We start from the raw sequence: 21,807 nt of genomic DNA, 5'->3' as shown, positions 1-21,807 counted from the left end.
GTATTCTCTTGTTTTGGCCTTGCACAACGGCGGTTTATTCGCCATGCCTGATGAGAGCGGAATGACTCTGCGTAGCCTCGATCCTCGAGCCCCCTGGGTGATCTCTACCCATGATCTGGGCAGGCGACCGGGTTCGATGCTTCAGATCACCCGCACTCTCCCGGCACCGGCGGAGATCGGCGTAGACATGATCGGTGTCCCCAAGGACGCCGATGTCGAGCTGGAGATCCGGCTTGAGGCGGTCATGGAAGGTGTGCTCGTCACGGGCACGGCGCACGCCCCGCTGCGGGGGGAGTGTGCACGGTGCCTGGAACCGGTCATCTCGGAAACCGAGGTGGGCTTCCAGGAGCTGTTCTTCTACTCGGCAGAGGATGCTGCCGAGGGTGACCTGCTCCTCGATGGTGAACTTCTCGATCTCGAGCCCACGTTCCGCGACGCGGTGGTTCTCACACTGCCGCTGAGCCCGGTCTGCAGTGAAGACTGCGCGGGGCTCTGCGTGGAATGTGGGGTCAGGCTGGCCGATGCCGAGCCCGGTCACAAGCACGAGGTGATCGACGCTCGCTGGGCCAAGCTGCAAGGTCTGATTCCGGAACATAACAACGATCAGGAGAGCTGACGTGGCTGTCCCCAAGCGCAAGATGTCGCGGAGCAACACTCGCTCCCGCAGGTCGCAGTGGAAGGCCGCCGCGGTTTCGCTCGTGAGCTGCCCCCAGTGCCGCTCGCCGAAGCGTCCGCACATGGCGTGCCCGACCTGCGGCACTTACAACCGCCGTCAGGTGATCGAGCCCTCCGCCTGATCGCATTCTGACTGACGGATGCCGGCCGGGTCCTTCTGGCCCCGGCCGGCGTCACCGTCTGCACACCCCATGCGATGGCGGTCCGCCCGCGGCTGTGGTGGACGCCGGGGTTCGCGGTAACGCGTACCCTCCCGGCGCCCACCACGTCTTCGGGCACTTCTCGTCCCCCTTCGCCATCGCGCATTCGCTGAGAGAAGTGCGAGGAGAAGACGTGGGTACGAGCGTTAAGCCGGTGGCCGTCGAGTTCGTCCGGGACGAGCTGGAGCGGCTCCTTTCCGTGCGGCTGGAAATCGCGATCCTGGAGCGGGCGATGACCCACCGCTCCTACGCCTACGAGAACGGCGGCCTGCCCACCAACGAACGCCTGGAGTTCCTGGGCGACTCGGTGCTGGGCCTGGTGGTCACCGACACCCTCTACCGCAACCACCCCGACCTGCCCGAGGGGCAGCTGGCCAAGCTCAGGGCCGCGGTGGTCAACATGCGCGCCCTCGCCGACGTCGCCCGCTCGCTGGGCCTGGGCCGCTTCCTGCGGCTCGGCAGGGGCGAGGAGGGCACCGGAGGCCGCGACAAGTCCTCGATCCTGGCCGACACCCTTGAGGCGCTCATCGGTTCGATCTATGTCGACAGGGGCCTGGACGAGGCGTTCCGCGTCGTCCACCTGCTCTTCGACCCCCTCATCACCCGCTCGGCCTCGCTGGGCGCCGGACTCGACTGGAAGACCTCGCTGCAGGAGCTCACCGCGTCCGAATCGCTCGGCGTGCCGGAGTATCACGTCGAGGAGAGCGGCCCCGACCACGCCAAGTCCTTCACCGCCGTCGTCCGCCTCGGCGGCGAGGACTACGGCTCCGGCTCCGGCCGTTCGAAGAAGGAAGCCGAGCAGCAGGCGGCCGAGGCGGCCTGGAACCGGATCCGCCAGGACCGGGACCGGCGCGAAGCCAGCTGATCCACCGAGGAAGGGGGCCGCATGCCCGAGTTGCCCGAGGTCGAGGTCGTACGGCGAGGCTTGGAGCGCTGGGTGGCCGGGCGGGTCATCGCCCACGCCGAGGTGCTGCACCCCAGGGCGATCCGGCGGCACGTCCCCGGCGCCGACGAGTTCTCCTCCCGCCTGAAGGGACGCACGATCGGTTCCGCCGAGCGCCGGGGCAAATACCTCTGGCTGCCGCTGGACGGCTCCGACGCGATCCTGGCCCATCTGGGGATGAGCGGCCAGCTGCTGGTGGTCGAGCCCGACTCGGCCCCGGAGAAGCATCTGCGCGTCCGGATCGGCTTCGCCGACGGCGGACCCGACCTGCGCTTCGTCGACCAGCGGACCTTCGGCCACGTGCTGGTGACCGCCATGGCCCATGCCGGCGGCCGGCCCGTGCCGGAGCCGATCACGCACATCGCGGCCGACCCGTTCGAGGAGCACTTCGACGAGAAGCTGTTCGGCCTCCGCCTGCGGGCCCGGCAGACCGAGATCAAGCGGGCGCTCCTGGACCAGTCGCTGATCAGCGGTGTCGGCAACATCTACGCCGACGAGGCGCTCTGGCGGGCCCGGCTGCACGGCGCCCGGCCCACCGGGGCGCTGACCCGACCGAAGATCGCCGAACTGCTGGGCGCCGCCCGTGAGGTGATGGCCGCGGCGCTGTCCGAGGGCGGCACATCCTTCGACAGTCTCTACGTGAATGTCAACGGCGAGAGCGGTTACTTCGACCGGTCGCTGGCCGTGTACGGCAGGCGGGACGAGCCCTGCCCGAGGTGCGGCACCCCGATCGTCAGGGAGTCGTTCATGAACCGCTCCTCCTACAGCTGCCCCCGCTGCCAGCCTCGCCCGAGGAGGGCCGGCTCGTGACGGAGATACGGCTGACCGCATGGGCCAGGGGCCGGGTCCAGGGCGTGGGTTTCCGCTGGTGGACGCGGGCGCGGGCGCTGGAGCTCGGCCTTGCCGGCTGGGCGAGGAACACGCCCGACGGCCGGGTGGAGGTCGTCGCGGAGGGCACGAAAGAGTCTTGCGCCATGCTGCTCGACCTGCTCCGCAGCGGTGACGCTCCGGGCCGGGTCGACGGCGTCGTGGAGCGCTGGAGCGAGGCCAAAGGCGGCCTCTCCGGTTTTGTCGAGCGCTAACCGTTCCTTTAGCCCCCCAAAATGAGGTATATTTTACCGTTGGGAGTGCCCACAGGTGCATCCGAGCGGAGCGTTCAACTTGACCGTCTCCCTCACCAGTGCGACTCTTGATAAGAACCACGCGCACCCCTCCCGCGGCAAGAAGTGCGCGAACCAGTCTGGTCACTCAGCGTGGAGGACCCTTAACCATGGCGAAGGCTCTACTCGGCCACGTCGGCGGTCCTGACCCTCGTATGGTCTCGGAAATGCGCCGTCTCCAGCAGCGCATCCGTGATCTCGAGGCAGAGCTCACCCGGCTCCAGGCCCAGAACGACGAACTCGCGGCCAGCACCCGTGATGAGACGTTCAGTCGCCTGCAGGATCGCGAGCCGGCCCTCACCTAAAGGGTCGGTGCGAAACCACACTGTCCAGGGACGCTCTTCGGGGCGTCCCTTGTCATAGGGACACCTCACCCGCCGTGCTCGAGTCCGTGCACGGCCGCCGTACACGGCGTCACAGGTGGCGTGAGAAGAAGGCCAGCTGCTCCGGAAGAACCCGGCGGCGATAGGCCGTGTTCCGGCATCCGCCGGAGACCCCGCCCTCGGCCGTGGCACCCAGTGCCTTCAGGCCCTTGAGCATCGTCTGCGTCTGCGGAGCCCAGGTGTCGCGTTCGCCACAGCCGAGCCAGATCGGGATGTCCACCAGATCCTGGAGCGGTGCCCTCGCGGCGGTGACGGCCGGTGCGGTCGCGGCGACCGCCCACACCCGGTCGGGGCCCAGCTCCGCCGCCAGCCTGAGCGCTTCCGCGCCTCCGGCCGACCAGCCCAGCAGCCCGATCCGCTCGATGTCCAGGCCGCACTTTCGCAGGTAGGGAAGCAACTGCCCGGCGATGTCGGCGGAGGGCCAGTCGTCGACGGCGGCCACCGCGAAGCGCCCGCCGCTGGCGGCCAGGTGCCGGGCGACCGCGTAGCGGTCGAACGGGGTGCGCGCGTGGCCGGTCGCGCTGTGCAGCATGACCACGACCGACAGCGTGCCCCGCGCCTGCGGCGGTAGCCCGATGACCACCCGGCGACCGTCCACCCTGCTGCGTTGGAGCGTTCCCGGCGGCGCCGCCGGAGGTTCCGGGATCGCGCCGCAGACGATCTGCGTGTACGCCTCCCGGACGCCGTCCGGCCCGGCCGCCAGCGCGGTGCCGCCGAGGCCCAGAGCGGCCAGCCCGCCGGCTATGAGAAAAACGCGCCGGTTGAGGGGATCGTTCCCGCTTTCCCGGGGCGCTGGAATCCCATCCTCAGCGCGTTCCGCATCCATGGAGGGCACCATAGGCGGTGTACGGGCGAGCGCGGGGGAAGAACGGTAGTCTTCGCAGGCGGGGCGGACCGGCTGAGGGGCACGGGGCGCGACGGGGCGAGACACCGGCCGCCGGTCCCTGGCGGCGCGGCGTGTGGCGCCACGGTCAACGCGGGCACATCGGCGAGGGGGTTCACATGTATCTGAAGACCCTCACCCTGCGCGGGTTCAAGTCCTTCGCCTCGGCCACCACCCTCCGTTTCGAGCCGGGCATCACCGCGGTCGTCGGCCCCAACGGGTCCGGCAAGTCCAACGTGGTCGACGCCCTGGCCTGGGTCATGGGCGAGCACAGCGCGAAGTCGCTGCGCGGCGGCAAGATGGAGGACGTCATCTTCGCCGGGACCTCCTCGCGGGCCCCGCTGGGCCGCGCCGAGGTCACGCTCACCATCGACAACAGCGACGGCGCCCTCCCGATCGATTACACCGAGGTCACGATCAGCCGCCTGATGTTCCGGGCGGGGCAGAGCGAATACGCCATCAACGGCGACACCTGCCGCCTGCTCGACATCCAGGAGCTGCTGTCGGACTCCGGTATCGGCCGCGAGATGCACGTCATCGTCGGGCAGGGCCAGCTCGATCAGGTGCTGCACGCCGGGCCCGAGGACCGCCGGGCGTTCATCGAGGAGGCTGCGGGAGTCCTGAAGCACCGCAAGCGCAAGGAGAAGGCGCTGCGGAAGCTGGACGCGATGCAGGCCAACCTGACCCGCGTCCAGGACCTCGCCACCGAGCTGCGCCGCCAGCTCAAGCCGCTGGGGCGCCAGGCCGAGATCGCCCGCAAGGCCGCCGTGATCCAGGCCGACCTGCGCGACGCCCGGCTCCGGCTGCTCGCCGACGACGTGCTGACCCTGCGGACCACGCTGGAGCGGGAGACCGCCGACGAGGCCGCCGTGCTCGCCCGCCGTACGGCGGTGGAGGCCGAGCTGGAGCAGGGCCAGCTCGCCGAGACCGAGCTGGAGGCGGCCGAGGCCGAGGCCCAGCCGCGCCTGGCCGCCGCCCAGGAGACGTATTTCCGGCTCTCCTCGCTGCGTGAGCGTCTCAGAGGCCTGTCCGGACTCGCCGCCGAGCGGCACCGGCACGCCACCGACACCGCCGTGGAGCGGCGGGGGCGTGACCCGGAGGATTTCGAGCGCGAGGCCGAGGAGATCCGGGAGCAGGAGCGGGTCCTCGCCGAGTTGCTCGCCGAGGAGCAGGAGTCGCTCGCCCGGGCCGTGGCCCGGCGCACCGAGACCGAAGGAGCGCTCGCGGCCGAGGAGCGGCGGCTGGCCGTCGCGGCCCGGGCCGCCGCCGACAGGCGTGAGGGGCTGGCCAGGCTCCGGGGCCAGGTCGGCGCCGTGCGCAGCCGCGCCGGGGCGGCCGAGGAGGAGATCGGGCGGTTGGCCCGATCTCTGGAGGAGGCCGAGCAGCGCGCCGAACGCGCCCAGGCCGAGCACGACAGCCAGGAGCAGGCCGACCCGGCCGCCGATCCCGCCCTCGCCGAAGAGCTGGAGATCGCGCTGGAGGTCGTGGAGGAGGCCAGGCAGGCCGTCGAGGCGGCCAGGGCCGTGGTGGAGGAGGCCAAGGCGGCCGTCGCGGGCCCGAACGCCGCTCTCGGCGCGGCCAGGGCCGCCCTGGGCGCGGCGCGCAAGGCCGACCAGGAGGCGCAGCGCCAGGTCGCCGCGCTGGAGGCCAGGTTCGAAGCGCTGGAGCTGAGCCTGGCCAGGGGCGCCGACGGCGGCGCGGCGCTGCTGGCCGCCGACCTGGCCGGGGTGCTGGGCCCGGTGGCCACCATGCTGACCGTGCGGCCGGGCGCCGAGGTGGCCGTCGCCGCCGTGCTGGGCGCGGCCGCCGAGGCCGTCGCCGTGGAGTCCCTGCAGAGCGCGGCGGACGCCATCGAGTTCCTGCGGAGCGAGGGCGGCGGCCAGGCGGCCCTGGTCGTCGCCGCCGACGGCGCGCGGAGCCCGGCCGGGCCGGTGCCGATGGCCGGTGCCGAGTGGGCGGTCGATCTGGTCACCGTCCCCGCCGAGCTGCGGGCCGCCGTCGCCCACCTGCTGGCGGGCGTGCTGGTCGTCGACGATCTGACGACCGCCAGGAAGGTGGTCGAGCAGCAGCCGGAGCTGCGGGCCGTCACCCGTGCCGGCGACCTCATGGGCACCTATGCCGCCAGGGGCGGTTCGACCGGCGGCACCTCGGCGCTTCAGGTGCGTGTCGCGCTCGACGAGGCGGCCGCCGACCTGGCCACGGCCGGGGTCGCCGCCGAGCAGGCCGCGACGGTGATGGAGGAGGCCGCCGAGGCCGAGGGGGAGGCGCAGCTCGCGGTCGAGGCGGCCCAGGCCCGGGTGACCGAGGCGCAGACGGGCGTGCAGACCGCGCAGGCCGGGGTCAACGCCGCGCAGGCCGCGCTCGACCAGGTCCGGACCCGCCAGCGCGACGCCGACCAGCGGGTCGCCGCTGCGGCCCGGCGGCTCGCCCAACTCGGTGCCGCGGCCCAGGCGGCCCGGGACGAATGCGAGCGGCTGGCCCGGGGCGTGCAGGCGGCACGGGAGGCACGCGACCGCGACGCCGCCGGGCTCGCCGAGCTCGAAGAGCGGCTGGCCGCCGCCGAGAGCACCGAGGAGCTGGAGTCCGAGCCCACGACCGAGCTTCGCGACGAGTTCGCCGAGATCTGCTCGACGGCCAGGCAGGCCGAGATGGAGGCCCGCCTCGCCGTACGGACGGCCGAGGAGCGGGTCAGGGGCCTGGAGGGCAAGGCCGAGGAGCTGGTGCGCGCCGCCGAGAGGGAGCGCGAGGAGCGCTCCCGGGCCGCCGAGCGGCGCGAATGGCGACGCAGGCAGGCGCTGGTGGCCCAGGCGGTGCTCCGGGGGGCGGAGCTGACGCTGCGGACGTTGGAGGCCTCGCTGGCGGGCGCCGCGACCGAGCGCGACGAGGCCGAGCAGGCCCGCGGGCAGATCGACGCCTCGCTCAAGTCCGTCCGGGTCCGGGTCCGGGAGCTGTCCGGAGAGCTGGACAAACTGGTCAACCGGGCGCACGGCAGCGAGGTGGCCAGAACCGAGCAGCGGATGCGTCTGGAGCAGTTGGAGACACGGGCGGTGGAGGAGTTCGGCGTCGAGACCGACACCCTCATCGCCGAATACGGCCCGGACGAGCCGGTGCCCACGGTCGACGGCGACCCGGTCCCCTACGTCCGGGAGGAGCAGCAGAAGCGGGCCAAGGCGGCCGATCGGCAGATGGCCCAGCTCGGCAAGGTCAACCCGCTCGCGCTGGAGGAGTTCGCCGCGCTGGAGGAACGACACGCCTTCCTCACCTCGCAGCTGGAGGACCTGAAGAAGACACGCCGCGACCTGATGCTCGTGGTCAAGGAGGTGGACGAGCGGGTCGAGCAGGTGTTCACCGCCGCCTACCACGACGTGGCCCGCGAGTTCGAGACGATCTTCACGCGGGTGTTCCCCGGCGGCGAGGGCAGGCTGCTGCTCACCGACCCCGAGGACATGCTCACCACCGGTGTGGAGGTCGAGGCCCGGCCGCCGGGCAAGAAGGTCAAGCGGTTGTCGCTGCTGTCCGGTGGAGAGCGGTCGCTGACCGCCGTGGCCTTCCTGGTGGCCATCTTCAAGGCACGGCCCTCGCCGTTCTACGTCATGGACGAGGTCGAGGCCGCGCTGGACGACACCAACACCCAGCGCCTGCTGACGCTGTTCGAAGAACTGCGACAGACGTCACAGATCATCATCATCACCCACCAGAAGCGCACGATGGAGATCGCCGACGCTCTGTACGGCGTGTCGATGCGGGGAGACGGCGTCACACAGGTCATCAGCCAGCGGCTGAGAGAGAACGAGTCCGTCTGACGGCCCCCGGGGGGTCGGAGCATCCCGGGCCGTCTGGAAAACTGTGGTCTTGTGGAAGCCTATCTCGGCATAATCGCGATCATCGTCGTCGTCGCCCTCCTGGCGGCAGGCGGCATGTTGCTGCTGTTCAGGCGGCCGGGGGGTAAGGCGGCTCCGCCGGTCGAGCCGCCCGAGGTCCTGCCGATCCCCAAGGAGGGGGAGCAGGCGCCTCCCCGGGGGGCCACCGACGACGACGCGGCGACCACCACGCTCCCGCCTCCGCCGGTCAAGCCCGCCGAGCCCATGGTCGTCGGCCCGGTCATCGAGATCCCGCCGCCGTCCGCCGGCCGGATGGTACGGCTGCGCGCCCGGCTGGCCCGGTCGCAGAGCACCCTGGGCAAGGGGCTGCTCGACCTGCTCTCCCGGGACCGTCTCGACGACGACACCTGGGACGAGATCGAGGAGACCCTGATCACCGCCGACGTCGGCGTCGCCCCCACCCGGGCGATGGTCGAGGATCTGCGCACCCGCGTGAAGGTGCTGGGCAGCCGGACCCCAGAGGAGGTGCGCGGCCTGCTCAAGGAGGAGCTGCTCACCCAGCTCGGCGCGGACCTGGACCGCACCCTGCACGTCAAGCCGCACGGCGAGCGTCCGGCCGTGGTGCTGGTGGTCGGCGTCAACGGCACCGGCAAGACCACCACCACCGGCAAGCTGGCCCGCTCCCTCATCGGCGACGGCAACAAGGTCGTGCTCGGCGCGGCCGACACCTTCCGCGCCGCCGCCGCCGACCAGCTCCAGACCTGGGGCGACCGGGTCGGGGCCGAGGTCGTGCGCGGTCCGGAGGGGGGCGACCCCGCCTCGATCGCCTTCGACGCCGTGGCCAAGGGCATCGCCGACAACGTCGACGTGGTGATCGTGGACACCGCCGGGCGGCTGCACACCAAGACCGGCTTGATGGACGAGCTCGGCAAGGTCAAGCGGGTCATCGAGAAGAAGGCCACGGTGGACGAGGTCCTGCTCGTCCTCGACGCCACGACCGGCCAGAACGGCATGCGCCAGGCTCAGGTGTTCGCCGAGGTCGTCGACGTCACCGGCATCGCCCTGACCAAGCTCGACGGCACAGCCAAGGGTGGCATCATCATCGCCGTCCAGCGGGAGCTGGGCGTCCCGGTCAAGCTCGTCGGCCTCGGCGAGGGCCCCGACGACCTGGCCCCCTTCGACGCCGAGGTCTTCGTCGACGCGCTCCTCGGAGACTGACCGCCGCGAGGAACACCCCTTTCCGAGGGGTGTTCCTCCGAGATTCCCCGCCCCTCACGCTCCCGGATCGCCACCGGCGTAGGCAGCGCCCGGCTGCGCGGACTGCCGGATCGTCTGTCACCGGCAGGCGACACCATGCTCACCGCAGGGTGATCGCATCGGCGTATATCGCTGATTGACCGCCGGCTCCGGCAGCCGGTGCGAAGTGCACCCCGATCTCCCGGACGTCGTTCAGGCCGGATGATCCGACGAGGTTGAACCAGAGCTTCACGCCGTCGGAGCCGACCACGACGCTGCCGCTGTCACGCCAGGTCAGCCCGTCGCCGGTCCGGACATAGAGTTTGGCGGTGGTGCCGCCGGCATGGTTTCCCCACGGCGCCGTCCGGATCGTCGCCGACAGCGCCGTGTAGCCGCTGAGGTCGAGGTGGCCGCGGTGCAGCAGGTAGGACTCGGGGGTGCCGAGGTCGATGTCGGCCTTGAGGGAGTGCGTGCCCTGGGCGGCCCACTCGGTGACCGACCAGGGGCCGTTCTTGACCTTGTAGCCGGTCCACTCCTGGGTGCCGGACTCGAAGTCGGCCAGTGGCATGGCGGGCCGGACGAGGGAGACCTGGTCGAGATAGATCGATGTGCCGCCGCCGGCCCCGTCGCCCGCGGCGAAACGTACTCCGATCTCCCGGACGTCGTTCAGGCCGGAGATTCCCGCGAGCGGCAGAGTCAAGGTCACCCCGTCGGGGCCGGCGACCGCCGAGCCGCTGTCACGCCAGGTCAGCCCGTCGCCGGTCCGGACATAGAGTTTGGCGGTGGTGCCGCCGGCATGGTTTCCCCACGGCGCGGTGCGCGCGAACGCGGTGATCGCCGTGTAGCCGCTGAGGTCGAGGCGGCCGCGGTGCAGCAGGTAGGACTCGGGGGTGCCGAGGTCGATGTCGGCCTTGAGGGAGTGCGTGCCCTGGGCGGCCCACTCGGTGACCGACCAGGGGCCGTTCTTGACCTTGTAGCCGGTCCACTCCTGGGTGCCGGACTCGAAGTCGGCCAGCGGAGTCGACGGTCCGGTGATGGGGGTTCCGCCGGGTTCGGTCCGGGCGGCCAGGTCGATCTCGCCGCGATTGACGGTCCATGAGTCGTTCATCAGCTCTGTCGCGTACTGGTTTTTCACGGGGCTCCATACGCTGTCCCACGTCAAGAAGTACGCGGTGGCCGGGAACCTGGTGCGAATCGCTTCGATCCAGGCGCGGAAGTCGAAATCGCCGGTTGTGCCGACTCCCATCTCGGTGAAGGCGAACGGCTTGCCGAGGGTGAGCAGTTCGTCATAGCCGTTCAGGCTTGCCGGGGTGTCGGTGTAGCAGTCCAACCCGACGACGTCGGTGACGTCCGACCCGGGATAGTACGCCGTCCGTTGCTGCGGCCCGCAGTCCGGCGCGTACACCCACAGCAGGTTGTGCAGGCCTTTCGTCGTCGTCAGGTAGTCGAACATGGCTCGCCACACCCGTGTGAACGCGCTCGGGCTCTGGCCGCCCCACCAGAACCAGGCGCCGTTCATCTCGTGCATCGGGCGGAACAGCACCGGCACGCCCGCTTCGTCGAGTTCTCGCAGTCCCGCGGCGACCTGATCCAGCTGGTCGCGCCAGCGGGAACCCAGCGCGGTGGACGGATCGGACAGTTGGGCGAAGTCCGCCAAACGGCTGTGAAAGTCCTTCGGGTCGGCCGGGTTCGGCCCGTGCACGCTGACGGAGACCAGCCCTCCGGATTTCCACCACGCGATCAGAGAGGGGTTGCACGAGTGGTCGATCGTGGTCGGATAGTTGTCGTGCCAGTCGGCAGGCGTGCCGTTGTCGTTCCAGCCTCCCGCGTAGTCGCAGGCGAGCACGCCAGGGTACTGGCCGGTCCGGTCATGGAGCGTCTCGATCTGGCCGAGGGCGAAGGTTCCTCCGCTGTAGCCGCCGAAGTGGCCGGACACGACACGGTTTCCGGCCCGGTGCCGCAGGTGGGCCAGCCAGTCCGCGACGGCTCGCGTCGAAGCGGAGGCCGAGGGGTCGGCGGCGACATCGGCGTGAACGCGGGCCGGAGCGACGACCAATGACAACACGACGGCGACGAGTGCCGCCAGGACGAAGACGTGACGACGGCGAACCACGTCTGGAGCGGCGCCTCCGGTGACCCCAGGATCTTTCATCGCATCCCCACTCGACGGTGAACATAATGATCATGGAAAAGCGAGGAAAGCATAGCCGCCCGGGCTCCGGTGTCCGCACGGAGACCCGGGAACGGAAACCCGAGATCCGCCTGACGCGCCACAGCGTTGAACATGCCTCAGCGTTGGACATGCCTCAGTCCCAGACATGCCTCAGTGTTGGACATGCCCCGGTGTTGGACACGCCCCAGAGACGCAGCGCCTCAGTGGCGCACGCCGATCGGGACGACCAGCGGGGTTCCGGCGACGGGGTCTTCGATCACCTTGGCGTCCAGGTCGAAGACCTCCGCGAGGAGAGACTCGGTGAGCACCTCGTGCGGCGGCCCGGCGGCGATGATCCGGCCGTCGCGCATGGCGACCAGGCGGTCGGCGTAGCGGGCGGCGAGATTGAGGTCGTGCAGGACCATCACCACGGTGCGGCCGAGCTCTCCGTGGAGCCTGCGGACCAGCTCCAGGACCTCGACCTGGTGCGCCAGGTCGAGGAAGGTCGTCGGCTCGTCGAGCAGCAGCAGGTCGGTGCCCTGGGCGAGGGCCATCGAGATCCACGCGCGCTGGCGCTGGCCGCCGGACAACTCGTCCAGCGGGCGCTGACCCAGCTCCAACAGGCCGGTCATGGCCAGAGCCTCGTTGATCGCCGACTCGTCGCCCGCCGACCACTGCCGGTACCACGTCTGGTGCGGATGCCGCCCCCTGGCCACCAGATCGGCGACCGTCAGCCCCTCCGGGGCCGTCGGGGCCTGCGGCAGCACGCCCAGGACCTTGGCGACCTCCTTGGTGGGCATCCGGTCGATGCGCTTGCCGTCCAGGAGCACCTCGCCGCCCGACGGCCTGAGCAGCCGTCCCAGGGCGCGCAGCAGCGTGGACTTGCCGCACCCGTTCGGTCCGATGATCGTGGTCACCGTTCCGGCCTCGATCCCGAGGTCGAGCCCGTCGACGATGACGCGGTCGCCGTATCCGAGTGTGACGTCGACGGCCTGCAGCCTCACGAACGTTCCTTTCTGCGCACACGGATCAGGAGATAGATCAGGTAGGGGGCGCCGAGGACCGCGGTGACCACGCCCACCGGTAGCTCGGCGGGGCTGAACAGGGTCCGCGCGAGCAGGTCGGCCGCGGCGGTGAGGACGGCTCCGACGAGGGCCGAGACGACCAGCGGCGGCTGGGCTACCCTGGCCAGGCGCAGCGCGATCTGCGGGGCGGGCAGGGCGACGAAGGCGATGGGGCCCGCCGCCGCGGTGGCCACCGCGGCGAGCAGGACGGCGGCGAGGATCATCAGGCTTCTGGCGAGGTTCATCCGTACGCCCAGACCGGTCACGGTGTCGTCGCCGAAGCGCAGCGCGCCGAGCGAGCGGGTGCCGACCAGACTCGGGGGGATGAGCACGGCGAGCGCGATCGCCACCGGGACGACGTGCTCCCAGCCCCGGCCGTTCAGGGAGCCGCTGATCCAGACCATGGCGCGGCTGCTGTCGGTGACGTCCCCGACGGTCAGCAGCCAGTATTTGACGTTGGTGAACACCGCGGAGACGCCGATGCCGACCAGCACCAGGCGGTAGCCGTCCAGGCCCTTGCGCCAGGCCAGCAGGTAGACGGTCAGCGCCCCGGCCAGGCCGCCGAGCAGGGCCGTCAGGGGGATGCCCACCTGGGCCAGGGCGCCGCTGGCGCCGCCGGCGGTGCTTCCGGCGGCCACGATGATCGCGACCACCGCCACGCTGGAGCCGGTGGTGACGCCGAGGATGTCGGGGCTGGCCAGCGGGTTACGGGCGATGGCCTGGGTGATCGCGCCGGCCAGGGCCAGCGCCGCGCCGACGAGGACACCGGTCAGCGCCCGGGGGAGCCGCAGCTCCATCACGACGAAGTGATTCGAGCCGTCGCCGGCGATCGCCCGGAAGACCTCGGGAACGCTCATCGGGATGTCGCCGATGCGCATGCCGAGCGCCATCAGCAGCACCGTGGCGGCCAGCAGGACCAGGGTCACGGCGATCGAGCGCAGGCGGAGCGGCCAGGAGGCGGGACCGATCCGCAGCGGCCGTTCGCGTGCGAGCCGTACCGGGAGGGCGGGAGGGGAGCTCACAGGCGGACCGGCTTTCTGCGGCGGACCAGGAAGACGAAGAACGGCGCGCCGATCAGGGCGAGCACCACGCCGACCTCCAACTCGCCGGGACGGGCGACCACCCGGCCGATCACGTCGGCGCCGAGCAGGGCGGCGGCGCCGATCAGGCCGGAGTAAGGCAGCAGCCGGCGGTGGTCCGGGCCGGACAGTGGGCGGGCCAGGTGCGGGACCATCAGGCCGAGGAAGGCCAGCGAGCCGCAGGCCGCGACGGAGGCTCCGCTGAGCAGGGTGATCGCGGCCACGCCGATGGTGCGGACCAGGGTGACGTTCTGGCCGAGCGCGCGGGCGACGTCCTCGCCGAGGGAGAGCGCGTTGAGGCCGGGCGCGTTGAGCGCCGCCAGGACCAGGCCGGCGGCGACGAACGGAAGCACCTGCCAGACGACGTCGGCGCCCCGGCCGGCGATCGAGCCCGCCTGCCAGAAGCGGAAGACGTCCATGGCCTGCTGGTCCATCAGGACCAGTGCCGAGGTGAGGGCGTAGAGGAAGGCGCTGACCGCGGTGCCCGCCAGGGCCAGGGTCACCGGGGTGGGCGCGCCGCGGCCACCCGCCATGCCGAGTGCGAAGACGCCCACGCTGGCGATCAGGGCTCCGGCCAGGCCGAACCAGATGTAGCCGGCCAGGCCGGTGACGCCCAGGACCATGATGCCGAGCACCATCGCGAACGCCGCGCCCTGGGTGACGCCGAGCAGGCCGGGGTCGGCCAGCGGGTTGCGGGTGTGGCCTTGCATGAGCGCGCCCGCGACGCCGAGCGCGACCCCGGCCAGGACGCCGACGGCGGTCCGGGGGATGCGCAGCGACCGGATGACGATGTCGTTCTCGGTGCCGGTCGGATCGGTCAGCGCGTGCCACACGTCGGACAGCGGGACCGGCTTGGCGCCGATCGTGACGCTCAGCATGATCGTCACTGCCAGAGCTCCGAGCAGCCCGGCGGCCACGAGCAGGCGCCGGCGCCGGATCGCCCCGGTCGTGCCGGGCGACGGTGGCCGCGCGGTGGCCACGGCTGTGCTCACCTTTGCTCCTCTCGCGTTTGCCGGATCCCGTACGAGTATGTCAGCTTAGGTATGCCTAAGCTGATTTAGGCCAGCCTTACCTTGAAGGGAACCCTTGATGAGAGCGTTGCGGGCTTTGACCGCTGGTGTTGCCGGAGCCGTACTCGCCCTTGGTCTTGCCGCCTGCGGGTCGAGCACCTCGGGCACGACGGCCGACGCCGGTGCGAGCGCCCCCGCGCCGGCGGCGAGCGACGCGGCGTTCCCTCGCACGATCAAGCACGCCATGGGCGAGACGCGCATCCCGGCCCAGCCCAAGCGGGTCGTGGCGCTCGACCAGAGCTTCGTGGACGCGGTGCTGACCCTGGAGACCGACGTCGTCGGCTTCACCACCTACCGGGCGATCGACGAGAAGCTCCCCGACTACCTGACCTCGGTCCTCGGCCACGCCAAGGAGGCCAGGTCGGTCGGGACGCTGGAGCAGCCGAGCCTGGAGCAGATCGTCGCGCTCAAGCCGGACCTGATCGTCTCGGCCAAGGTCCGCCATGAGGCGCTGTACGAGAAGCTGGCGCAGATCGCGCCGACGGTGTTCAGCGAGACCACGGGCGCCATCTGGAAGGAGAACCTCAAGCTCATGGGCCAGGCCCTGGGCAAGGAGGATCTCGCCGAGAGCACGATCAAGACCTATCAGGACCGCGCCGCCAGGATCGGCGAGTCGATCAAGGCCAAGGACGGCGAGCTGCCCACCGTCTCCGTCGTCCGCTTCGCCGGTGAGCCGACCGTCCGCCTCTACGTGGAGAACTCCTACTCCGGCCTGGTGCTGAAGGACGTCGGCTTCCCGCGTCCCAAGGACCAGCCGACCGTCAAGGACACGATCGCGGTGGACGTCAGCCAGGAGAACATCTCCCAGCTCGACGCCGACCACATCTTCGTCGCGGCCTATCCCGATCCCTCGGTCGAACCGGTCAAGAAGAAGTTCGAGGCCAACCCGCTGTGGGGCAAGCTCAAGGGGACCAAGCACGACGTCACCGACGTCACCTGGATGAGTGCGGTCGGCATCCAGGGCGCCCACGCCATCTTGGACGACATCGCGAAGTTCTTCCAGGTGGACCCGGCCAAGGCCGCCTGACCCCCGGTGGCGCGGCGCAGGGCCGGCCTTCGGAAGATCCTTGACCACTTTGCCTGGGCAACCGGTCAAAGCGGACTAAAGTCAGGACCATGGTGACTCACCGCTCAGCGGTCCTGCCGGCAGACCCGGAATTCCCCAGCACATGCCTGTGCGGGTACCCGGCAGACTTCGTGATCCAGACCTCGTGGTTCTCCGGCCGGCGCTCCCTCGACCCCGTGTGCGGACCCCACGTCTCCGAGGTGGTCGACGCCATCGCCAGGAAGAACGCCCAGCGGGACGGCGGGGCCTGACGGCGGTGACACACCCCCGCGGGAGCCTCCCGCGGAAGGCCCCGGTCCTGCCGGGGGTCGCCCTTCCCGTGTTCCGCCCGCCGGGGTTCCGCGAGACTCCGCGGGTTCCGGCGGGGAGGGCACGGGCACGCGGGGTCAGGGGCGGGTGAGGAAGGACCTCAGCTCGCGCAGGTGAGGGGCGATGTCCAGGCCGCGTTCGGTGAGCCAGGCGTCGTTGTCGTAGGTGCCCCGGTAGCGCTCGCCGCCGTCGCAGATCAGGGTGACGACGCTGCCCCGCTCGCCCGCCTCACGCATCTCCTGCAGCAACTGTACGGCCGCCGCCACGTTGGTGCCGGTGGAGCCGCCGACGTCGCGGCCGGTGACCTCGCGGACCCAGCGCATGGCCGCGATGGACCGGGCGTCGGGGACCTGGATCATGCGGTCGATCACGGTGGGCATGAAGGACGGCTCCACGCGGGGGCGGCCGATGCCCTCGATGCGGGAGCCGGGGGCGGTGGCCGCGGCGTCACCCGAACACCAGGAGGGGTAGAACGCCGAGCCTTCGGGGTCGACCACCGCCAGGCGGGTGGCATAGCGCCGGTAGCGGATGTAGCGGCCGATGGTGGAGGAGGTGCCGCCGGTGCCGGCGCCGACCACGATCCAGGTGGGCTCGGGGTGGGGCTCCATCTCCATCTGGCTGAAGATGCTCTCGGCGATGTTGTTGTTGCCGCGCCAGTCGGTGGCGCGCTCGGCGTAGGTGAACTGGTCCATGAAGTGGCCGCCGGACTCGGCGGCCAGCCGGCGGGACTCCTCGTAGATCGTTCCAGGGTCGCTCACCAGGTGACACTTGCCGCCGTAGAACTCGATCAGCGAGATCTTCTCGGGTGAGGTCGAGGCGGGCATCACCGCGATGAACGGCAGGCCGATGAGGCGGGCGAAGTAGGCCTCGCTCACCGCGGTCGAGCCGCTGGAGGCCTCCACGACCGTGGTCGTGGGACCGATCCAGCCGTTGGCCAGGCCGTACAGGAACAGCGAGCGCGCGAGCCGGTGCTTCAGTGAACCGGTCGGGTGGACCGACTCGTCCTTCAGGTAGAGGTTTACCCCCCACCGCAAGGGAAGCGGAAAGACGTGGAGATGAGTGTCGCAGCTTCGATGGGCGTCGGCCTCGACTCGGCGGATGGCCTCGGCCACCCAGGAGCGGGTCTCGGGGTCATGTCGGTCCACGTATTTCATAGGCCCAAAGGTATCGCTAGCTGGGCTTATGTGATGATAGACACATGTTCGGCCAAATCGAAGGAGGGATGTTACGATAATGAGACTTGTCCGGCTGTAGGGCGTGTTGTACCCGCCATTGGCCCAGCCACTGATGAACCCCCTGATCAGGCACGACTACTCTTAACGGCACCTTTACGGAGTGCCTGCGAGCATGCCGTAAGCCGTCGGGATGGGTGCGTCGCTCTCGCGCCGGACGGTAACGGGGGGAACAGTACGAGGGGGATCACGTGATCACGATGACCGAAGAGCAGCGCCAGGATTGGTTCGAACGCGACGTTGTGCCGGTCACCAACCAGCTCTACGCGTCGGCGATGCGGTTGACCCGCAACTCCGCCGACGCCGAGGACCTCGTGCAGGAGACCGTCACCAAGGCGTTCACCTCCTACCACCAGTTCCGTGAGGGCACCAACCTCAAGGCATGGCTGCACCGCATCCTCACCAACAACTTCATCAACGACTACCGCAAGAAGCAGCGCTCGCCCAAGCTCTCGGCCACCGAGGAGATCGAGGACTGGCAGCTCGCCGCCGCCGAGTCCCACATGTCCTCCGGGCTCAAGTCCGCCGAGACCGAGGCGCTGGAGCAGCTGCCCGACAGCGCGGTGATGAACGCGCTGCGTTCCCTGCCCGAGGACTTCCGGGTGGCCGTCTACCTGGCCGACGTGGAGGGCTTCGCCTACAAGGAGATCGCCGAGCGGATGGGCACCCCCATCGGCACGGTCATGTCCCGCCTGCACCGCGGCCGTCGCCAGCTCCGGACGATGCTCGAGGACTACGCCGTCGAGGAGGGCGAGTTCCGGCTGCCCGCCCAGCGGCAGGCCGCCTGACCGCCCGGCCGCGTAGCCGTCCGGGCACTCTTCCTCACGTCGCCGCGGTTCGTCCCACACGGGGCGAACCGCGTTCCCTTGTCCGGGCCGCCGCGGTCGCGGTCCGTCAGGCCGCCGCTATCAGCGCGACGGCGGCGAGGGTGAAGCCGATGCCCACCAGCTGGACCGCGTTGAGCCGTTCTCCCAGCACGCGCCGGGCCAGCAGCAGAGTGCTCGCCGGGTAGAGCGAGACCAGGACGGCGACCAGGCTCAGCATGCCGCGCTGCTGGGCGAGCATGAACAGCACGTTGGCGACCATGTCCAGAGCCCCGGCGGCGACGATGATGTGCAGCGCGCCGCGACCCGGGCGCAGCGTGCGGCGGGTGACCAGGGCCAGCAGGGCGATGAGGGTGATCGAGGCCAGCCGCGCGCACAGCAGCGGCCACATGCCGCTGTCCTGGGGAGCCTGGGCCAGCAGGACGAAGAAGCCGCCGAAGCCCGCGCCCGCCGCCAGCGAGGTCAGGATCGGGCCGTACCCCCGCTCGGCCGCCGCGGGCGAGGAATCGCGGCTCACCATCAGCACGGCGACCAGCGCGAGCAGCACGCCGCCCAGCGCCACCGGCTCCGGGCGTTCCCCGGCGGCCAGGCCGAACAGCACCGGCAGCGCGGCCGAGGTGGTCGCGGTGACGGGCGCCACCACCGACATCACCCCGGTGGCGAGCGCCCGGTAGAACAGCACCAGCCCGGCGGCCCCGGACACCCCGGCCGCCATGCCCCAGCCCAGCCCCTCGGGTGTGAGGACCCCCGGCAGGAACGGCAGCAGCGCGGCCACCAGGGCCAGGCCGGTCATCTGGGAGAGCACCACCACGGCCAGCACCCGTGATCGTCGGGTCGCCAGGCCGCCGAAGAAGTCCGCCGTGCCGTACACCACCGCGCAGACCGTCGCCAGCACCACAGCGGTCATTCTTCACCTCGGTTCAATGAGTTGCACCACAAGTACAACACATAAGGTGCACTTCACTGCAAATCGGGTTCACTACACTGAACTCATGGATCCAGAGACGATCACCGCGGCGGTCGCCAACAACGTGCGGGCCCAGCGGGCGCACCGGCAGATGACGCTCGACGAGCTCGCCGCGCGCTCGGGAGTGAGCCGGGGCATGCTCGTCCAGGTGGAGCAGGGGCGGACCAACCCCAGCATCAACACGCTCACCCGCATCGCCGACGCCCTCGGGGTGACGGTCGCGCGGATGGTGGAGGTCTCCGACACCCCGGTGGTGCGGGTGGTCCAGGCGGCCGACGTCGTCACCTTCTCGCACGGCCGGGCGAGCTCCGCGCGGCTGCTGGTCGGCACCGACGCGCCGGCCATCCTGGAGCTGTGGGACTGGCGGCTGGGCCCGGGAGAGCACCACGACGGTGACGCCCACCCGCCGGGCACCCGCGAGATGCTGACTGTGCTGGAGGGGGAGCTCACCCTGTCGGTGTACGGCAAGAGCCATGTCGTCCGGATGGACGACGCCGTCGTGTTCAGCGCCGACCGACCGCACAGATACGCCAACGAGACCGATGCGCCATTGCGCTTCACGATGGTCGTGACCGAGCCTCAGGAGACTCCTGACCAATAGTGGCGAACGGCTGTCCGATGACAAGCCGGAGCCGCATCATTACACTATGTCGCTTTCGGTCTCCTGCATCGGCGTGCCGACCCCGCCGGATCACGGGCGCGTGCCCGGCCGTTCGCCTTTCCCGCTCCCTCCCGGAGGCCGTGGATGAACGACTCGCGAGTGGCGATAGACGCACTCCGCGCCGAACTGAAAGAACTCGGCGTGACCAGCGTCTACGAAGTGGGGGACGACGGAATCCTGTCGGTGTGGATAGGTCTGGTCATACGTTTCAGGGATGGTTTATACCGCTGGCAGGAAGGCCAAGTGAAACGTCGCCATCTGGGTGCGGATCCGGGTGGATGTGCCATTCGAGTGGCGCGTCGATACGCCGAATTACAGGCCGATGTCCCATCCTGGTGGGAGGACCTGGCCAAGATCTTGCGGGGGGACGCGGCTGAGGATTACCCGTAGCCTCGCATTGCTTTCTTGGGGGAAGCGTGCGGCTGTGGATCGTCTTCCTGGCCTTGATCCTGGGCGTCGGAGGGTGCGCCGCTCCGGTCGCCCGGATGAGGTCCGGGGGTGCGCCGACCGCCACCCCCTCCGCCCCCGCACGCACCCCCGCGCCGATCACCCCCAGGGCGCTGGCCGAGAAGCTGATCGCGATCCAGCCGCAGTGGCCGAAGAACAGATACCCGATCCCGCCCGCCGCGCGCCACGTCAACTGCCGGCGGGTCAGCTGCGTGGCGCTGACCTACGACGACGGGCCGGGTGAATACACCGGGCGGCTGCTCGACATCCTCGCCGCCCACCACGCCAGGGCGACCTTCTTCGTGATCGGGCAGAAGGTCGCGGTGGACGGTCCGCACAACCTCCTCCGGATGGTGACCGAGGGACACGAGATAGGCAACCACACCTGGAGCCACGCCCAGCTCACCGCGCTGTCGGACGCGGGCATCAGGGGGGAGCTGTCCCGCACCCAGCAGATCGTCCACTACGTGACCGGGCGCTGGATGACCCTCCTGCGCCCGCCGTACGGGGCCACCAACAGACGGGTCGCGGCCGAGGCCCGCCGCAAGGGGCTCGCCCAGGTCCTGTGGGACATCGACACCAACGACTGGCGCGACCGCGACAGCCTGATCGTCACGCAGCGCGCGACCAAAGCGATGCCGGGATCCATCGTGCTCATGCACGACATCCACGCCACCACGGTCGAGGCCGCCCCCCACGTGCTGGAGCAGCTCGCCGCCCGGGGCTACACGTTCGTGACGCTCTCCGAGATGTACGGCAGGGCGCTCGTTCCGGGTGGCGAGTACGCCGGGGGCAGGATCCCGGACGGCCGGGTCTCCGTCGGTCGTGTGGATGACGGGCGTCGGTCGCCGGGTGTCGGTCGTCTGGACGACGGGCGTCGGTCATCGGGCGTCGGTCGTCCGATTGTCGGTCGCGGGTGGAAACATGGACGCCATGAGCTTCAGCGGTTTCCCCGACGACGCCTTCCTGTTCTACGAGGGGCTGGAGGCGGACAACTCCAAGACCTACTGGACCCGCTACAAGCACCTCTACGAGCAGACGGTCAAGGCGCCCATGGCGGCGCTGGGGGAGGAGCTGGCCGCCGAGTTCGGCCGGGTGCACCTGTTCCGCCCGCATCGGGACGTCCGCTTCGCCAAGGACAAGACGCCCTACAAGACCCACCAGGGCGCCTACACCGCCGTCGGTGAGGCCATCGGCTACTACGTCCAGCTCGACGCCGCGGGGCTGCACGCCGGAGCGGGCCTCTACTCGGCCCAGGGCGGCCAGCTGCTGCGCTACCGCCAGGCGGTCGACGAGGAGATCAGCGGTGTCCCGCTGGAGAAGATCGTGGACGAGCTCCGCGTCGCGGGTTACACGATCGGAGGCGACCGGCTGAAGACCCGCCCCCGAGGCACGCCGGAGGATCATCCCCGGCTTGACCTGCTCCGGCACAGGTCCCTGCACGCCGGCCGCCGCTTCGACCCCGAACCGTGGATCCACACCCCCGAGGTCGTCGATCGCGTCCGCGTGGTCTGGCGCGACCTCACCCCGCTCGTCGAGTGGCTCGCCGTCCACCTCCCGACCGACTGACCACGCTCGCCCGCTCGCCCGGGCCGTCCGTCCCGTGAGGGGCCAGGTCTCGACGGGCCGTCGCCG

At 70.5% G+C, this 21,807-nt stretch carries 21 protein-coding genes and 1 pseudogene; 14 read left to right on the top strand and 8 right to left on the bottom strand.

Going from position 1 to position 21,807, the window contains the following annotated elements; genetic code table 11:
• Nucleotides 1–61: 61 nt before the first annotated feature.
• The 6 genes from ACQPYK_RS40750 to ACQPYK_RS40725 all read left to right on the top strand — a co-directional run bounded on the left by ACQPYK_RS40750 (nt 62) and on the right by ACQPYK_RS40725 (nt 3,283).
• Nucleotides 62–616, top strand: a complete 555-nt coding sequence (locus ACQPYK_RS40750; RefSeq protein WP_433259064.1) for a YceD family protein — start codon at nt 62–64, stop codon at nt 614–616.
• A gap of 1 nt (nt 617) precedes the next feature.
• On the top strand, nt 618–797 hold the full coding sequence (gene rpmF / locus ACQPYK_RS40745) for a 50S ribosomal protein L32 (protein WP_068926486.1): 180 nt from the start codon (nt 618–620) through the stop codon (nt 795–797).
• A 259-nt stretch (nt 798–1,056) separates the two neighbouring features.
• Entirely contained in the window at nt 1,057–1,740 is a 684-nt protein-coding gene (gene rnc, locus ACQPYK_RS40740) for a ribonuclease III (RefSeq protein ID WP_433259063.1), read from the top strand.
• A gap of 21 nt (nt 1,741–1,761) precedes the next feature.
• On the top strand, nt 1,762–2,628 hold the full coding sequence (mutM, locus tag ACQPYK_RS40735; protein ID WP_433243932.1) for a bifunctional DNA-formamidopyrimidine glycosylase/DNA-(apurinic or apyrimidinic site) lyase: 867 nt from the start codon (nt 1,762–1,764) through the stop codon (nt 2,626–2,628).
• The gene (locus ACQPYK_RS40730; protein WP_433243929.1) at nt 2,625–2,900 is read left to right on the top strand and encodes an acylphosphatase; all 276 of its coding nucleotides are present in this window, start codon (nt 2,625–2,627) and stop codon (nt 2,898–2,900) included. Before mutM ends, ACQPYK_RS40730 begins: the two co-directional genes overlap by 4 nt.
• Nucleotides 2,901–3,088: 188 nt before the next feature.
• Nucleotides 3,089–3,283: a hypothetical protein gene (locus ACQPYK_RS40725; RefSeq protein WP_433243926.1), complete on the top strand. Its 195-nt coding sequence runs from the start codon at nt 3,089–3,091 to the stop codon at nt 3,281–3,283.
• 109 nt (nt 3,284–3,392) lie between these two features.
• Here ACQPYK_RS40725 and ACQPYK_RS40720 read toward each other — a convergent pair whose 3' ends face one another.
• Complete coding sequence (locus ACQPYK_RS40720) at nt 3,393–4,187, bottom strand: hypothetical protein (RefSeq protein ID WP_433243923.1); 795 nt, start codon at nt 4,185–4,187, stop codon at nt 3,393–3,395.
• A 176-nt stretch (nt 4,188–4,363) separates the two neighbouring features.
• On the opposite strand from ACQPYK_RS40720, the gene smc reads away from it, so the two are divergent.
• Both smc and ftsY read left to right on the top strand, forming a co-directional pair.
• Nucleotides 4,364–8,047, top strand: coding sequence for a chromosome segregation protein SMC (gene smc, locus ACQPYK_RS40715; protein ID WP_433243920.1), 3,684 nt, complete (start codon nt 4,364–4,366; stop codon nt 8,045–8,047).
• Nucleotides 8,048–8,098: 51 nt separating this feature from the next.
• Nucleotides 8,099–9,283: a signal recognition particle-docking protein FtsY gene (ftsY, locus tag ACQPYK_RS40710; protein ID WP_433243917.1), complete on the top strand. Its 1,185-nt coding sequence runs from the start codon at nt 8,099–8,101 to the stop codon at nt 9,281–9,283.
• Nucleotides 9,284–9,422: 139 nt separating this feature from the next.
• On the opposite strand, the gene ACQPYK_RS40705 is transcribed toward ftsY, so the two are convergent.
• The 4 genes from ACQPYK_RS40705 to ACQPYK_RS40690 form a co-directional block, all read right to left on the bottom strand.
• On the bottom strand, nt 9,423–11,453 hold the full coding sequence (locus tag ACQPYK_RS40705) for a glycosyl hydrolase (RefSeq protein ID WP_433243914.1): 2,031 nt from the start codon (nt 11,451–11,453) through the stop codon (nt 9,423–9,425).
• 221 nt (nt 11,454–11,674) lie between these two features.
• Nucleotides 11,675–12,457, bottom strand: coding sequence for an ABC transporter ATP-binding protein (locus ACQPYK_RS40700; protein WP_433243911.1), 783 nt, complete (start codon nt 12,455–12,457; stop codon nt 11,675–11,677).
• Nucleotides 12,454–13,539, bottom strand: a complete 1,086-nt coding sequence (locus tag ACQPYK_RS40695) for a FecCD family ABC transporter permease (RefSeq protein WP_433243908.1) — start codon at nt 13,537–13,539, stop codon at nt 12,454–12,456. The genes ACQPYK_RS40700 and ACQPYK_RS40695 overlap by 4 nt, the downstream gene beginning before the upstream one ends.
• Entirely contained in the window at nt 13,536–14,588 is a 1,053-nt protein-coding gene (locus ACQPYK_RS40690; protein ID WP_433243905.1) for a FecCD family ABC transporter permease, read from the bottom strand. The genes ACQPYK_RS40695 and ACQPYK_RS40690 overlap by 4 nt, the downstream gene beginning before the upstream one ends.
• 115 nt (nt 14,589–14,703) lie before the next feature.
• Between ACQPYK_RS40690 and ACQPYK_RS40685 the strand changes: the two genes are divergently transcribed.
• Complete coding sequence (locus tag ACQPYK_RS40685; RefSeq protein ID WP_433243901.1) at nt 14,704–15,693, top strand: ABC transporter substrate-binding protein; 990 nt, start codon at nt 14,704–14,706, stop codon at nt 15,691–15,693.
• A gap of 425 nt (nt 15,694–16,118) precedes the next feature.
• Here the strand turns inward: ACQPYK_RS40685 and ACQPYK_RS40680 are convergent, their stop codons facing one another.
• Nucleotides 16,119–17,195: a PLP-dependent cysteine synthase family protein gene (locus ACQPYK_RS40680; protein WP_433243899.1), complete on the bottom strand. Its 1,077-nt coding sequence runs from the start codon at nt 17,193–17,195 to the stop codon at nt 16,119–16,121.
• Nucleotides 17,196–17,473: 278 nt separating this feature from the next.
• On the opposite strand from ACQPYK_RS40680, the gene ACQPYK_RS40675 reads away from it, so the two are divergent.
• Nucleotides 17,474–18,061: a sigma-70 family RNA polymerase sigma factor gene (locus tag ACQPYK_RS40675; RefSeq protein ID WP_433259062.1), complete on the top strand. Its 588-nt coding sequence runs from the start codon at nt 17,474–17,476 to the stop codon at nt 18,059–18,061.
• Nucleotides 18,062–18,167: 106 nt separating this feature from the next.
• On the opposite strand, the gene ACQPYK_RS40670 is transcribed toward ACQPYK_RS40675, so the two are convergent.
• Nucleotides 18,168–19,004 carry an EamA family transporter gene (locus ACQPYK_RS40670; protein WP_433243896.1) on the bottom strand — a complete coding sequence of 279 codons (837 nt, stop codon included), beginning with the start codon at nt 19,002–19,004 and terminating at the stop codon, nt 18,168–18,170.
• Nucleotides 19,005–19,089: 85 nt separating this feature from the next.
• On the opposite strand from ACQPYK_RS40670, the gene ACQPYK_RS40665 reads away from it, so the two are divergent.
• The 3 genes and pseudogenes from ACQPYK_RS40665 to ACQPYK_RS40655 form a co-directional block, all read left to right on the top strand.
• Nucleotides 19,090–19,665: a helix-turn-helix domain-containing protein gene (locus ACQPYK_RS40665; RefSeq protein WP_433243893.1), complete on the top strand. Its 576-nt coding sequence runs from the start codon at nt 19,090–19,092 to the stop codon at nt 19,663–19,665.
• 144 nt (nt 19,666–19,809) lie between these two features.
• Nucleotides 19,810–20,115, top strand: coding sequence for a hypothetical protein (locus ACQPYK_RS40660; protein WP_433243890.1), 306 nt, complete (start codon nt 19,810–19,812; stop codon nt 20,113–20,115).
• Between the two features lie 95 nt (nt 20,116–20,210).
• Nucleotides 20,211–20,672: pseudogene (locus ACQPYK_RS40655) on the top strand (polysaccharide deacetylase family protein); the annotation flags it as partial.
• On the opposite strand, the gene ACQPYK_RS40650 reads toward ACQPYK_RS40655, so the two are convergent.
• Nucleotides 20,636–20,830: a hypothetical protein gene (locus ACQPYK_RS40650; RefSeq protein WP_433259148.1), complete on the bottom strand. Its 195-nt coding sequence runs from the start codon at nt 20,828–20,830 to the stop codon at nt 20,636–20,638. The pseudogene ACQPYK_RS40655 and the gene ACQPYK_RS40650 overlap by 37 nt on opposite strands.
• A 173-nt stretch (nt 20,831–21,003) precedes the next feature.
• Here ACQPYK_RS40650 and ACQPYK_RS40645 point away from each other — a divergent pair, with 173 nt between their 5' ends.
• Complete coding sequence (locus ACQPYK_RS40645) at nt 21,004–21,741, top strand: DUF2461 domain-containing protein (protein ID WP_433243887.1); 738 nt, start codon at nt 21,004–21,006, stop codon at nt 21,739–21,741.
• Nucleotides 21,742–21,807 lie beyond the last annotated feature (66 nt).

It is taken from the genome of Streptosporangium sp. CA-135522 (genome assembly GCF_050949235.1).
In the GTDB taxonomy this organism is placed as follows: Bacteria; Actinomycetota; Actinomycetes; order Streptosporangiales; family Streptosporangiaceae; genus Streptosporangium.
This window is presented reverse-complemented; position numbering and strand designations above follow the sequence as displayed.